The organism is Vibrio sp. 661 (genome assembly GCF_033339315.1).
GTDB classification, from domain to species: domain Bacteria; phylum Pseudomonadota; class Gammaproteobacteria; order Enterobacterales; family Vibrionaceae; genus Vibrio; species Vibrio alginolyticus.
In genome coordinates, this window is the sequence record NZ_JAWOUJ010000017.1 from 45,216 (window position 1) to 59,175 (window position 13,960).

General features: G+C 45.8%; 13 protein-coding genes. 12 read left to right on the forward strand and 1 reads right to left on the reverse strand.

Annotation, left to right across the window (positions count from 1 at the left end; translation table 11 throughout):
- The first annotated feature begins 293 nt into the window (after positions 1–293).
- The 11 genes from rpoE (at position 294) to acpS (ending at position 9,533) form a co-directional block, all read left to right on the forward strand.
- Positions 294–872 (forward strand): RNA polymerase sigma factor RpoE, encoded by a 579-nt coding sequence (gene rpoE, locus R7P69_RS20695; RefSeq protein ID WP_005380946.1) that lies wholly within the window; start codon positions 294–296, stop codon positions 870–872.
- A gap of 26 nt (positions 873–898) precedes the next feature.
- Complete coding sequence (locus tag R7P69_RS20700) at positions 899–1,525, forward strand: sigma-E factor negative regulatory protein (RefSeq protein WP_005380944.1); 627 nt, start codon at positions 899–901, stop codon at positions 1,523–1,525.
- Complete coding sequence (gene rseB / locus R7P69_RS20705) at positions 1,522–2,481, forward strand: sigma-E factor regulatory protein RseB (RefSeq protein ID WP_005380941.1); 960 nt, start codon at positions 1,522–1,524, stop codon at positions 2,479–2,481. The genes R7P69_RS20700 and rseB overlap by 4 nt, the downstream gene beginning before the upstream one ends.
- 2 nt (positions 2,482–2,483) lie before the next feature.
- Positions 2,484–2,954, forward strand: a complete 471-nt coding sequence (locus tag R7P69_RS20710) for a SoxR reducing system RseC family protein (RefSeq protein WP_005384575.1) — start codon at positions 2,484–2,486, stop codon at positions 2,952–2,954.
- A gap of 158 nt (positions 2,955–3,112) precedes the next feature.
- On the forward strand, positions 3,113–4,906 hold the full coding sequence (lepA, locus tag R7P69_RS20715) for a translation elongation factor 4 (RefSeq protein WP_005380934.1): 1,794 nt from the start codon (positions 3,113–3,115) through the stop codon (positions 4,904–4,906).
- A 104-nt stretch (positions 4,907–5,010) separates the two neighbouring features.
- On the forward strand, positions 5,011–5,910 hold the full coding sequence (gene lepB / locus R7P69_RS20720; protein ID WP_005380933.1) for a signal peptidase I: 900 nt from the start codon (positions 5,011–5,013) through the stop codon (positions 5,908–5,910).
- Positions 5,911–5,931: 21 nt separating this feature from the next.
- Positions 5,932–6,609 carry a ribonuclease III gene (rnc, locus tag R7P69_RS20725; RefSeq protein WP_005380932.1) on the forward strand — a complete coding sequence of 226 codons (678 nt, stop codon included), beginning with the start codon at positions 5,932–5,934 and terminating at the stop codon, positions 6,607–6,609.
- Positions 6,602–7,564 (forward strand): GTPase Era, encoded by a 963-nt coding sequence (gene era, locus R7P69_RS20730; RefSeq protein WP_005380931.1) that lies wholly within the window; start codon positions 6,602–6,604, stop codon positions 7,562–7,564. The genes rnc and era overlap by 8 nt, the downstream gene beginning before the upstream one ends.
- A gap of 115 nt (positions 7,565–7,679) precedes the next feature.
- Complete coding sequence (gene recO / locus R7P69_RS20735; RefSeq protein WP_005384578.1) at positions 7,680–8,411, forward strand: DNA repair protein RecO; 732 nt, start codon at positions 7,680–7,682, stop codon at positions 8,409–8,411.
- Positions 8,408–9,142 (forward strand): pyridoxine 5'-phosphate synthase, encoded by a 735-nt coding sequence (gene pdxJ / locus R7P69_RS20740; protein WP_005380929.1) that lies wholly within the window; start codon positions 8,408–8,410, stop codon positions 9,140–9,142. The genes recO and pdxJ overlap by 4 nt, the downstream gene beginning before the upstream one ends.
- Before the next feature lie 10 nt (positions 9,143–9,152).
- On the forward strand, positions 9,153–9,533 hold the full coding sequence (gene acpS, locus R7P69_RS20745) for a holo-ACP synthase (RefSeq protein WP_005380927.1): 381 nt from the start codon (positions 9,153–9,155) through the stop codon (positions 9,531–9,533).
- 69 nt (positions 9,534–9,602) lie between these two features.
- Here acpS and barA read toward each other — a convergent pair whose 3' ends face one another.
- A complete protein-coding gene (barA, locus tag R7P69_RS20750; RefSeq protein ID WP_033907441.1) occupies positions 9,603–12,401 on the reverse strand; it encodes a two-component sensor histidine kinase BarA in 2,799 nt (932 codons plus the stop codon).
- 192 nt (positions 12,402–12,593) lie between these two features.
- Here barA and rlmD point away from each other — a divergent pair, with 192 nt between their 5' ends.
- A complete protein-coding gene (rlmD, locus tag R7P69_RS20755) occupies positions 12,594–13,913 on the forward strand; it encodes a 23S rRNA (uracil(1939)-C(5))-methyltransferase RlmD (protein WP_085570058.1) in 1,320 nt (439 codons plus the stop codon).
- Positions 13,914–13,960: the final 47 nt, after the last annotated feature.

Consider the following 13,960-nt stretch of genomic DNA (forward strand, 5'->3'; position numbering starts at 1 on the left):
TTCCATGCCCGACCCAGCACAATCTGGGACAGAGATCATTCATTATACCCATTTCCCTCCAAGATGCTCGCTTGTCAAACTTAGACTAAAGTCAGGCAGCGGTGGTCATTTGGGTACAGACATCACATTGTGAAAAAACAATGACAAAAAACTTGAGAAACCATGGAACTTTCTCATTCACGTTAGGGTCACAATAGTGCTCAAGTAAGCAGTGGTGTCAATACTACGTTTTGCATAATTAGTACCCATATCTGAGAAGAGTAGGGGCATAACAAATAGGAGTATCCGCTCGAATGAACGAGCAGCTGACCGATCAAGTATTGATTGAGCGAGTTCAGAATGGCGATAAGCAAGCATTCAACCTGTTGGTAACAAAGTACCAGAATAAGGTATGTAATCTTATTTCCAGATACGTTAGTAATCCTGGCGATGTACCAGATGTAGCACAAGAAGCGTTTATTAAAGCTTACCGAGCTATCCCTAGCTTTCGTGGGGAAAGTGCGTTTTATACGTGGCTGTATCGCATTGCAGTGAATACTGCGAAAAATCACATTGTTGCTCAAGGGCGTAGACCTCCAGCGACAGATGTCGATGCTGAAGATGCTGAATTTTACGAAACAGGTAGTGCACTTAAAGAAATATCGAACCCTGAGAACTTAACGTTGTCCAAAGAATTGCAACGGGTGGTGTTCAGTGCAATCGAAGCTTTACCTGAAGATTTAAAAACCGCAATGACATTACGAGAGCTCGATGGCTTGAGTTATGAAGAAATTGCAGAAGTGATGGATTGCCCGGTAGGAACGGTACGATCGCGTATCTTCCGTGCTCGTGAGGCGGTGGAAAAGAAAATCAGACCTCTTTTGCAACGCTAGTACAAGTAATAACTATGGTGAAAATAATGGCTGACAAAGAAAAACTTTCAGCTCTCATGGATGGAGAATTGGTCGATAAGGCTTTAATTCAAGAGTTAGAGCAAGACCAAGAGAGCCGTGATGCTTGGCAGAACTATCACCTGATTGGTGATGTGATGCGAGGCGAAGCGCCAGCAAAACCTGAGTGGAATATTGCTGAAAGCGTGGCGTTAGCGTTAGAAGATGAACCTGCACACCGTGCGTTTGATTCGCACAGTGCAAATGTTATCTCAATTGCGGATACGCCAAAAGAGTCGCAACCAGAACCGCAAAAAGCAAAACGTCAGTTGCCAGGTTGGTTGACGCAGTTTGGTCAAGTTGCTGTTGCTGCATGTGTATCGCTTGTTGTTATTTTAGGTGTACAGCAGTACGGTGGTAGCGATTCAATGTCGCCGCAAACAGATCAATTACCTGTATTGCAGACGGTTCCGTTTGCTGGCAGCGCAGAACCAGTGAGTTTGACTCGTGAGTCTGTAGAACGTTCTGTAGGCGAGGCAAATATGCAAGAGCAGCGCAAGCGTGTTCATGCTATGCTGCGAGACTACGAATTGCAGTTACGAATTAACAGTGATGCATCTCAACAAGATGCAAATCTGAATCCGGATATTGAATGAAAAAATTTCTGATCAGCGCTTGCGCTCTGTTCAGTATGATGTCTTCTCAAGCCTTTGCTGGTGACAAGCCAGCGGAGGCTTTATTGCATCAAATGAGCGAGGCGAGTAAGAATTTAAGTTACGAACTCTCTTATATCCTTATCAAAAAGAACAGCATTGAGCCGTTGCTGTATCGTCATGCCACGCATGGTGACGATCAATATGCTCATCTTGTCTACTTAAGTGGCCCTGTGCGTGAAGTGATTCGTCGCGGAACTGAAGTAAGTTATATCGAAACGGGTTTAGAACCGTTCACCATTGAGTCAGGTAAAATGGTCGCTCCGACTATGCCTATGCTCAACACCAATATCGATGAGCTAAACTTGTATTACGACTATGTAAAAGTGGGTAGAGCTCGTGAAGCTGGTGTGGCAACACAAGTGCTGCGTATTGTTCCTAAAGACGGTCTGCGCTATTCATACGTACTATGGATCGATGAAAAGAGTAAATTGCCGTTGCGTGCCGACCTTGTGGACCGCGATGGTGAAATGCTTGAACAATATCGCACTATTTCTTACACGGTAAACCCAAAAATCGCAGAGTTAATGAGTGGCCTGCAAGATGTTCAATTACCTGCTGTTCTCACCATGCCAAAAGGCGATATTGGGACCAGTAATTGGCAGGTTGGTTGGATCCCTGAGGGTTTCGAGCCGAACGAGCTCAACCGCTATCGTATGGCCGTTACTAACCAAATGGTGGAGAGCCAGCTGTATTCTGATGGTCTGTTTAGCTTCTCTGTTTACGTAGCAAACAAGGATGAGCATTCGTTAAAAGGGCAGTTGGTTCGCCAAGGCAGAAGAACGCTACACAGTTTTGTGAGCGGTCAACATGAAATCTCTGTTGTAGGAGACATTCCACCGACCACAGCACAGCGTATCGCCCAATCAGTCACATTTAATGTAACAAAGAGTAAATAACAATGATGACCGCGTTGGCTACCGTGACAGACGTGCATCGTCGCGGCAAGCAATACGAAATTGATTTAAGTTGCGAACAGCAGACCAGTTGCAGTAGTTGCTCTTCACAGAAAAGCTGTGGAACGGGCGTTGTTACTAAAGCCATTGGTAACAAGAGTTTATCTTGGCACCTGCGCACGGATAAATCGGTGAAAATAGGTCAAGTCGTCGAGATTGGTTTTCCTGAGTCGAGCCTAATAAAATCAGCAATGGCGGTTTATTTACTGCCATTGTTTGGTTTGATTATCGGTGCGATGTTTGGTCACTTCCTATTAGCGCCGCTGACAGCCGGCGGGGAAGGCATCATCATATTGGCATCGGTATTGTTTGCCGCTGGTGGAATGTGGATCGCAAAACGTGTTTCTCGTCCGTTAGAAGATGAATCTAAGCGCCAAGTTACCCTCGTTAGGGTACTTGGAGAGCCAATCCAGTAAGTGTTGTCCCCCTCCACTAAAGGTTATTTGGGTATGTACTTTAAATTACGTGCGCCCGTTAACGAAATTCGGTAGAATCTGCCAACTTGATTGAAATGCCGTCAGTAGATGGCGTTTCTTACTGTCCCTATTTGTAAAGAGTTAGTCACCCTAAATCTATGAAGCACATTCGTAACTTTTCGATTATCGCCCACATCGACCATGGTAAGTCGACCCTATCAGACCGTCTAATCCAAGTTTGTGGCGGGTTAACCGATCGTGAAATGGCCGCACAGGTTCTGGATTCTATGGATCTTGAACGTGAGCGTGGCATCACCATCAAATCTCAGAGTGTGACGCTAAACTACACCGCTAAAGACGGTGAGACGTATCAGCTGAACTTCATCGATACTCCGGGGCACGTTGACTTTGCATATGAAGTATCACGTTCTCTAGCGGCTTGTGAAGGTGCGCTATTGGTTGTGGATGCGGGTCAAGGTGTTGAAGCTCAAACACTGGCTAACTGTTACACCGCGATCGAAATGGATCTAGAGGTTGTGCCAATCTTAAACAAGATTGACCTACCTGCAGCTGATCCTGAGCGTGTAGCGGAAGAAATTGAAGAAATCGTTGGTATCGATGCAATGGAAGCAACTCGCTGTTCTGCGAAGACAGGCATCGGTGTTGACGACGTTCTAGAGAACATTGTGTCAGCGATTCCAGCACCGGAAGGTGATCCAGATGCGCCACTACAAGCGCTGATCATTGACTCATGGTTTGATAACTACCTTGGCGTTGTTTCTCTAGTGCGTATTAAAAACGGCGAACTGAAGAAGAACGATAAGATCAAAGTGATGAGTACGGGCCAAGTTTGGGGTGTAGACCGCCTTGGTATCTTTACGCCAAAACAAGTAGATACCGATACCCTTCGTACTGGTGAAGTAGGTTGGGTTGTTTGTGGCATCAAAGACATTCTTGGTGCCCCTGTTGGTGATACGCTGACTCTAGCGAAGAATGGTTGTGATAAACCGCTACCAGGCTTTAAGAAAGTTAAACCTCAGGTTTACGCAGGTCTGTTCCCTGTATCTTCTGACGATTACGAGAACTTCCGTGACGCACTAGGCAAACTAAGCCTTAACGACGCATCGCTATTCTACGAGCCAGAAAACTCTGCGGCACTTGGCTTTGGTTTCCGTTGTGGTTTCCTTGGCATGTTGCACATGGAAATCATCCAAGAGCGTCTAGAGCGTGAATACGACTTGGATCTTATCACCACAGCACCAACGGTAGTTTACGAAGTTGAGAAGACGGATGGCGATCTGCTGTATGTTGATAGCCCAGCAAAACTACCAGCGATCAATGATATTGAAGAAATTCGTGAACCGATTGCACGTTGTAATATCCTTGTGCCTTCAGAGTACCTAGGTAACGTAATCACCCTGTGTGTTGAAAAGCGAGGCAGTCAAGTTGATATGGTTTATCACGGTAACCAAGTCGCTGTGACTTACGATATTCCAATGGCTGAAGTGGTACTGGACTTCTTCGATCGTCTGAAATCAACATCACGCGGTTACGCATCTTTGGATTACAACTTCCAGCGTTTTGAAGCTTCGAACATGGTACGTGTAGACGTTCTTCTTAACGGTGACACTGTTGATGCATTGGCGATGATCACACACAAAGATCAGTCTCAGACTCGCGGTCGTCAGTTGGTAGAGAAGATGAAAGAATTCATCCCTCGCCAAATGTTTGATATCGCAATCCAAGCGGCAATTGGTAACCACATTATCGCTCGTTCAACGGTAAAACAGTTGCGTAAGAACGTTATTGCGAAATGTTACGGCGGTGACGTAAGTCGTAAGAAGAAACTTCTGAAGAAACAGAAAGAAGGTAAGAAACGCATGAAGCAGATCGGTAACGTTGAGCTGCCTCAAGAAGCGTTCCTAGCCATCCTTCACGTAGGTAAAGACTAAAGTTGAACTTTGTCTCACACTTGTCGGTCTTAAGACGTTAGATATTAAAATAAGTGAAAGGGTTTCGGCTCTTTCACTTTCGTATTTTTAGATAAGGGAATTTAATGGCGAATACATTCTCACTGATGTTGGTTATTGCGACTTTGGTAACTGGCGTGGTTTGGCTATTGGAAAAGCTGGTTTTCGCGAAAAAGCGTCAGGAAAAACTGGCTGAGATTCAAGCTCAGACGTCTAATGGTTTGGATGCAGTGACCTTGCAAAAAGTTGAGCGTCAGCCTTGGTGGGTTGAAAATAGCGTCTCTATTTTTCCTGTGATCGCGTTCGTTTTAGTATTACGTTCTTTTATCTACGAACCATTTCAAATCCCATCAGGCTCAATGATGCCTACCTTGCTGGTTGGCGATTTCATTTTAGTTGAGAAGTACGCGTACGGTCTAAAAGACCCAGTATGGCGTACTCAGCTAGTGGAAACTGGTAAGCCTGAGCGTGGTGATATCGTGGTATTCAAATACCCACCACAACCAAGTGTGGACTACATTAAGCGTGTAGTTGGTTTACCTGGTGATATCGTGCGTTATTCAAGTGATAAGCAGCTTTGCGTGCAAAGCCAAGGCGAATCGGCATGTAAGCCAGTTAAACTGAGCAATGTTGAAGAAAGTCAGTTTAGCTCGAACGGTATTCCAATGATCCAACTGGATGAAAAATTGGGTAACGTTGAGCACAATATTTTGGTTAACCCTCTTGTGCGTAACCGCGTGGAGCAATATTTCCCACGCAGCGGCACGACAGAGTGGGTTGTACCACAAGGTCAGTATTTTGTGATGGGTGATAACCGTGACAACAGTGCTGACAGCCGTTACTGGGGCTTTGTTCCAGAAGCAAACTTAGTCGGTAAAGCTGTCGCGATCTGGATCAGCTTCGAGTTTGATCGTGGCGCAGATAGTGTTCTACCTTCATGGATTCCAACTGGTGTGCGTTTTAACCGCATCGGTGGCATTCACTAACCATTCAAATATCGAGAGAGTATGAATTCTCCAATTGATAAACTAGAGAGAAAGCTCGGCTACCAGTTTCAAGATGCCGGGCTTATCAATTTGGCGCTGACGCACCGCAGCGCCAACAGTAAGCACAATGAACGTCTTGAGTTTCTGGGCGATTCAATTTTAAGTTTTGTCATCGCTGATGATCTGTACCATCGTTTCCCAAAAGTGAACGAAGGTGACATGAGCCGCATGCGTGCTACTTTGGTTCGCGGACATACATTGGCGGAACTGGGTCGTGAATTCGATCTAGGAGATTATTTAAAATTAGGTCCAGGTGAATTGAAGAGTGGCGGTTTTCGCCGAGACTCTATTTTAGCCGATGCGGTTGAAGCCATTATTGGCGCAATTTACCTAGACAGTGATCTTGAAGTTGTGCGAGGCATTGTACTGAGTTGGTATCAGTCACGCCTTGAAGCCATTAAACCAGGCGTTTCACAGAAAGATCCGAAAACTCGCCTACAAGAGTTCCTACAAGGCAGAAGAAAACCGCTGCCTGTCTACACAGTGACTAATATTAAAGGTGAAGCGCACAACCAAGAGTTCACGGTTGAGTGCGAAGTAGCAGGTGTGGATAAGCCTGTAATCGGTAAAGGCACCAGCCGCCGCAAGGCAGAACAAGCGGCTGCTGAAACAGCACTTGAGCAATTAACAAATGGCTGATAACGAATTCGATATCGATGCGTTTTTCGCATCACAAGGTGAGCCAAGCTCGCCAGAAAACCAACACTGTGGCTTTATTGCTATTGTTGGTCGTCCAAACGTAGGTAAGTCGACACTTTTGAACAAGATTTTGGGTCAGAAGATTTCGATCACCTCTCGTAAGCCGCAAACGACACGCCACCGTATTATGGGTGTGGATACGGACGGCGATTACCAAGCGATTTACGTCGACACGCCTGGACTTCACATTGAAGAAAAGCGTGCGATCAACCGTTTGATGAACCGTGCTGCTAACTCGTCATTGAGTGATGTAAACCTTGTGTTCTTCTTAGTCGATGGTACGCATTGGACTAAAGACGATGAGATGGTACTGACCAAACTTCAAAAATCGAACTTCCCAGTTGTGCTTTGTGTAAACAAAGTCGACAACGTACAAGATCGTAACGACGTGATGCTACACATGGCGGAGATGTCGAAGAAGATGGACTTCGTGGATGTTGTGCCAATCTCTGCCAAGCAAGGTAAGAACATTGACGTACTACGTAAGCACGTGCGTAATCACTTACCTAAAGCAACGCATCACTTCCCAGAAGAATACGTGACTGACCGTTCTCAGCGTTTTATGGCGTCTGAGATTGTGCGTGAAAAGCTGATGCGCTTTACTGGTGAAGAGCTGCCATACTCAGTAACGGTTGAAATTGAACGTTTTGATTACAACCCCGAAACCGACGGTTTCCACATCAATGCCTTGATTCTTGTTGAGCGTAATGGTCAGAAGAAAATGGTGATTGGCAAAGGCGGCGAGAAGATTAAAACCATTGGTCGCGAAGCGCGTTTGGATATGGAAGAATTGTTCGGTCGTAAAGTTTACCTAGAAACCTGGGTAAAAGTGAAATCTGGCTGGGCAGACGACGAACGAGCGTTGCGTTCGTTGGGTTATATAGACGATTTATAATCTTGGCTGCGAAGGTGCTTCGCTCCAACATCGATGAAAAATCAGTATCGATTAAAATAAGGAGCCGCTCGGCTCCTTATTTTTTATTTCACACTTTTTAGGCACAATGACTTAGATGAGTAATCTGTCTTCCGAAGGTTTACAGCGCTGTTTTGTATTGCACCGACGCCCTTACAGTGAATCGAGCTTAATCCTTGATGTATTTAGTGAGGAATATGGCCGAATGACTTTAATGGCCAAAGGCGCGCGCAGTAAGCGTTCGAACTTAAAAGGCGCATTGCAACCTTTTACCCCGCTATTACTTAAATGGTCGGGGAAAGGCTCAATGAAAACTTTGCGTCAAGCCGAGCCGATAAGTCTAGGTTTGCCGTTAACGGGCATTAATCTCTACTCAGCCATGTACGTCAATGAACTGATTGGCCGTATTTTGATGGCTGAAGTGCCGATGCCAGCACTATTTCATGATTATTTGCATGCGTTAACCGAGTTGGCGCACAACGAGAACCCTGAGCCTGCACTGCGTCGTTTTGAGTTAGCCTTGCTGTCTGCGATGGGGTATGGCGTGGATTTTTTGCATTGTGCAGGTACCGGCGAGCCCGTCGATCCAGAAATGACCTATCGTTACCGGGAACAGAAAGGGTTTATTGCTTCGGTTAGGCGCGATAACCTCACGTTTTTAGGGAATGAACTGATTGCTATCAGTGAGCGGCGGTTCGTCACTAAAGAGCAGCTAAAAGCGGCAAAACGCTTTACACGTATAGCCTTAAAGCCGTATCTTGGCGGCAAACCTTTAAAAAGTCGTGAATTTTTCATTCAGACCCCCAGAGCACGGAGTAACGGAAAATGAGCTCAATTTATTTAGGCGTCAATATCGACCATATTGCCACTCTACGTAATGCACGTGGTACAAAATACCCGGATCCTGTTCACGCTGCTGAAATTGCAGAGCGTGCAGGCGCGGACGGTATCACTATCCACTTACGTGAAGACCGTCGCCATATTTTGGATCGTGATGTACGTATTCTGCGTGAAACCATTCAAACGCGTATGAATCTAGAGATGGCAGTGACTGACGAAATGATTGAGATTGCGCTGCAAACTAAACCAGAGTTTGTGTGTCTAGTGCCTGAAAAGCGTGAAGAACTGACGACGGAAGGTGGCTTAGATGTAGTAGGGCAGCTTGAAAAAATTAAAGCTGCGACGAAAAAGCTGACAGATGCGGGAATTAAAGTTTCGCTCTTTATTGATGCTGACCGTCAACAGATTGAAGCTGCGAAAAAGTGTGGTGCTCCGTTTATTGAGCTACATACTGGCCACTATGCAGATGCGACGACAGAAGACGAACAACAAGCTGAACTGAAGAAGATTGCCGCTGGTGCGAGTTATGCACATGATCTAGGTATTATTGTTAATGCCGGGCATGGTCTGACTTATCACAATGTCGCACCAATTGCTGCATTACCAGAAATTTACGAACTCAACATTGGTCACTCAATCATTGGTCGCGCGGTATTTGATGGTTTAAATAAAGCGGTTGCTGACATGAAAGCACTGATGATTGAGGCTCGCCAGTCATAGGGCTATCTAGATGGCGATTATAGGGTTAGGGACCGACATTGCAGAAATTGAGCGTATTGAAAAAGCGTTAGCTCGTAGTGGTGAACCTTTTGCTCAGCGGATTCTTTCAGAAGAAGAAATGGCCAAATTCTCACAGCTTAAGCTGCAAGGTCGTTATCTTGCTAAGCGCTTTGCTGTTAAAGAAGCGGCCTCAAAAGCATTGGGGACAGGGATCGCAAAAGGGGTCACGTTTCACGACTTTTCCATCTCGAACGATGAGCTTGGAAAACCAGTACTCGCATTGACGGGCACAGCCAAGCAAATAGCGGATGCGATGGGTGTTAACCACATTCACCTGTCCATTTCCGATGAGCGTCATTACGCTGTGGCGACGGTCATTTTTGAATCCTAGCTTGTAAGTCTTAAACAAAATACTAAAAAGCCAGAGCATTTGCTCTGGCTTTTGTTTCTCTTCAATAGATCACTGTTCAAGGTATAACTTTGCGGTTGTTGTTACTTTAATCATTTCATCTTGCAGCTCGAACATTTCAGGCTCAACCTCCTCAAGACTGATCCCTGAGCGCAGTGCTTGCTCAAGCGTCGCACAGAGTGACTTCAGCCTTGGAACGCCACAATATGAACTACTGCCGTGCAGCTTATGGATGACATGAATTAGGTCATCACGAGAGATATCTTCTTGCTCCAGAGCTTGGTCAACGACTGCTTCTACTTCAGGGATGAACTCAATCAACATGCGCAGCATATCTTTGGCGAGATCCTCTTTATTCGCGCTCTGTTTCAAGGCCGCTTGCCAATCAATAATTACATCCTGTTGAGGTGAAGAGACGGATTGTGGTGCGCTTCCTTCAGGTTCATCAACGTATGAAGGGGCGACTTTGCCAATGCTCTCTGTACAAGCATTTGGGTTCCAGTGAACCAAAACCTGTTGTAGCACATGCTCTTCAATAGGTTTGGTCAAGTAGTCATCCATTCCTGCCGAGAGCAAGCGGTCTCGTTCCCCTGCCATGGCATGCGCCGTTACCGCAATCACTGGCGTGTCTTTATTTAGCTCCAACTCTTTAATGTGCTTACAAGCGGTCACACCATCCATTTGTGGCATTTGGATATCCATGAAGATTAAATCGTACTTTTTCTCTGTCGCCAGGTTCACCGCTTGCTGGCCATTGCTACAGGCTGTGACGGTTTCTACTCGTTCGCGGAGCAGTGCAGAGATCAGCTTCAAGTTTGCAGGGTTGTCATCCACTGCTAGTACAGTGAGAGGTAAACGGTCCCCTTCGCTTGGCGTAATTGGAGCGCTTAATACCGGTGGCGATTCTACATGTTCGCTAATCAGGCTTTGTAGCAATTTACGGCGAGACAATGGCTTCGTCAGGCACTGGACGTGATGCTCTGTCATTATTTGGTCCGCAAGCGCCAATTCGGTGCTCGGTGTCCCTAGGAGAACACTCGGAGCCATGCGTTTCGCTTGTTCTATCCAAGGTGTAATAACTTCCGCATCGTGAGTCTGGTTGGCCGCTAAATTCAACAGTACATAATCATATTGTTCTTCGTTGTTTGGTAGCGAAGAGCGGTAGGTTACTAAAATACCCTCCTGACTTAGAATCTGTTGGGTTACGGATGCGGCTTGCATGTTTGGTTCAATCAGCAGTAACTGCTTCCCAGTCAGAAGTTCCACTTCAATCAGTTCGCTCATTGGCATCTCGGTTGAGTGCAAGCGCACCGTAAACCAGAAGGTTGAACCTTGGTGTAGACGGCTGGTTAAACTGATTTCGCCGCCCATCTGGCTCACCAGTTTCTGAGTGATAACCAGACCAAGACCAGTACCGCCGTAACGACGTGAAATACTTGCATCTGCTTGGCTAAAGGCTTGGAACAACTGCGCTTGCTGACGCTCAGAGATACCAATACCGGTATCACGCACCATGAATTGCAGTTCGACGGAGTCTCCTGATTGAGAGCGCATTTCTACGCTAACATCAATGTTGCCTCGCTCGGTAAACTTGATTGAGTTACCGACTAAGTTCGTCAAAATTTGCTGGATACGTAGTGGATCCCCAACTAAACCTGGTGGAATTTTAGGGTCCACTTTTAGGGTGATTTCTAACCCTTTCTCATGTGCACTTGTGGCTTGTAGGTTAATTACCTCTTCTAAACTTTCTCGGAAATCAAAAGGAATGTTTTCTAGCGCCAGCTTACCCGCTTCAAGTTTCGAGAAGTCGAGAATGTCATTGATGATATTCAGCAAGTTGTTCGCCGATTTCTCAATCGTCTGTAGGTAATCCGTTTGGCTGTTAGAAAGCTGCGTTTTAAGCATTTGACGAGTAAAGCCAATCACCCCATTGAGCGGAGTACGCAGCTCGTGCGACATGTTCGCCAAGAACTCTGACTTAACCCTGGCCGCTTCTTGCGCGCGTTTCTTCGCGATATCCAGCTCAACGTTCTGAATTTCTAGCTGCTCAAGCGTTTCACGTAAGTCGGACGTGGCTTGGTCTATACTGTGCTGCATCTCCACGTGATATTCTGATAACGATACCGCCATGGCGTTGATGCCATTTTTTAGCTGGTCTAACTCACCGTGCATTTTGCCTTCGATACGCACATCAAGGTGACCACGACGAATACGGTCAACAACGTTCTTCATGTGGGTGATAGGTTGGGTCACATCGTGCATTAGACGTGAAGCAAACACACTTGCTAAGCCAAGACCGAGAACCAGAACTAAAAACGCAGAGAAGACTTCTTGATACTGTTGCAGCCTCAAGGAGGAGAGATCTAACTCGACGGCGATGTAACCAATCGCTTTTGTGCCTTGGCTTTCGTTCGACAACTCCGCTAAGTAGTGACCTTCTGACAAAATGGGGACACGCAATATCAGTGAGTTTTCGTAGATTTCCGAATTACCCAGTTGCGGGATCGGTTTATCTTTGGGAAACATCAAGGCTTCAAAATTAGGATGAAAGTTAGAGGTCACAAAGAGCTCATGATGTTCATCAAATACCGCGATACTACGAACCAGTTTGGAGTTTTTGCGGTGCGCGTAGCTTATCAAGCGACGTACCGCCTCTCGGCTTTCTGATAGTAGATGAGTTTCACTGGCAATCGCCAGCGGCTCAATAATGCTGTTACCAGTGGTGATAACTTGTTTCTCAAGGTCTTGGTAGCGGTTAAATGAGAAAAAGCCGCTCAGTAATAAACCAATAATGAGAGTGGGAGCGAGAGTTAGTGTAATTACACGTGCTCGTAAGCCATATCTGGTCATGTTATCTAATTACATCGGAGTCTGGATATGGGAAAATAACGCATTATTTCTCAAGCGCACGATAAAGCCTTGAGCAAAGAAGTGACGTCACCGAATAAACGGTAAGCATAATCAAGTCACTCGAATCACACAACGGCTGCAATCAAGAATAGTGAAGCCGAAGAGCAATTACACATAAATCAGGCATAGAGCATGGCACGCATCTTTCAACCGAAAAAGAAAACCCAACTCAATACTCGGCACCAAGCAGTGCAAGTAGAGCGTTTAGATCACCACGGCGCAGGCATTGCTTACCTCAAAAAGAAGCCATTGTTTATTGATGGAGCACTGCCGGGTGAGGAGGTGGTCACTCAATTGGTGGAAGAAAAGAGCAAATACGCTCGCGGTAAGTTGATTAAAATCCTTAAGCCGAGTGAAGCTCGTGTGGAGCCATTTTGCCCACATTATCATGAGTGCGGTGGCTGTGATTTGCAGCATCTAGATTATGACCAACAATTGACGTACAAACAGCAAACGTTGCGTCAGCTAATGCGAAAATTTTCAGGCAGTGACATTGAACTAGATGCCCCGTTATTGGGATATTCGCAGGCCTACCGTCGCCGTGCGAGAGTGAGCTTGTTTGTTGATAAAAAAACACGTCAGCTACATTTTGGTTTCCGTAAAAAGCAGAGTAAGCAAATTGCGCAAGTGACCGATTGCCCAGTGCTGGCACCGGAACTGAATGTTTTGCTGCCAGAGATTTACTCAGCGCTAAAAGCGTTCAAAAAGCCTGAACAATTGGGTCATGTAGAGCTGGTACTTGGTGATAATGGGCCGTGTATTACGCTGCGCCACTTGAGCGCTCTGACAACGAGTGAAGCTCAATCTCTAACGGAGTTGGCAAAACGTCATGGCGCATCGTTGTACTTAATGCCATCGACAGAACAATTAGACCTTATCGAAGGCGATATGCCTTTTTATCAAGAAGTTGGAGTGAAAATCCCTTTTGCACCAAATAACTTTATTCAAGTAAACCAAGGTGTAAACCAACAAATGGTCAAACAAGCGGTTGAGTGGTTAGACCCACAAAAGAGTGACCGAGTGTTAGATTTGTTCTGTGGCTTAGGCAACTTTAGTTTACCAGTTGCGAAATTAGCTAAGTACGTGGTTGGAGTAGAGGGTGTTGCAGAGATGGTAGAAAAAGCCACAAACAATGCATCTTTGAACCAAATCAATAACGCGCAATTTTATCACGCTAACCTTGAGCAAGATTTTGAAGGCCAAGCCTGGGCCGCAGAGCGGTTTGATAAAGTATTATTAGACCCAGCACGCGCGGGAGCGAGTGGGATCATCGATCAAGTTTCTGAGCTTGGCGCACAGCGTGTAGTTTATGTTTCTTGTAATCCTGCTACCCTTGCTAGGGATAGTCAAAGCTTGATAGAGCAAGGCTATAAATTAACGAAATTAGGTATGCTGGATATGTTCCCTCATACCAGTCATCTAGAATCGATGGCATTGTTTGAAAAGTCCTAACTTTAGGACTTTGACCCCTTATTTGTGGTGGGTGGTCATAAAGCCAG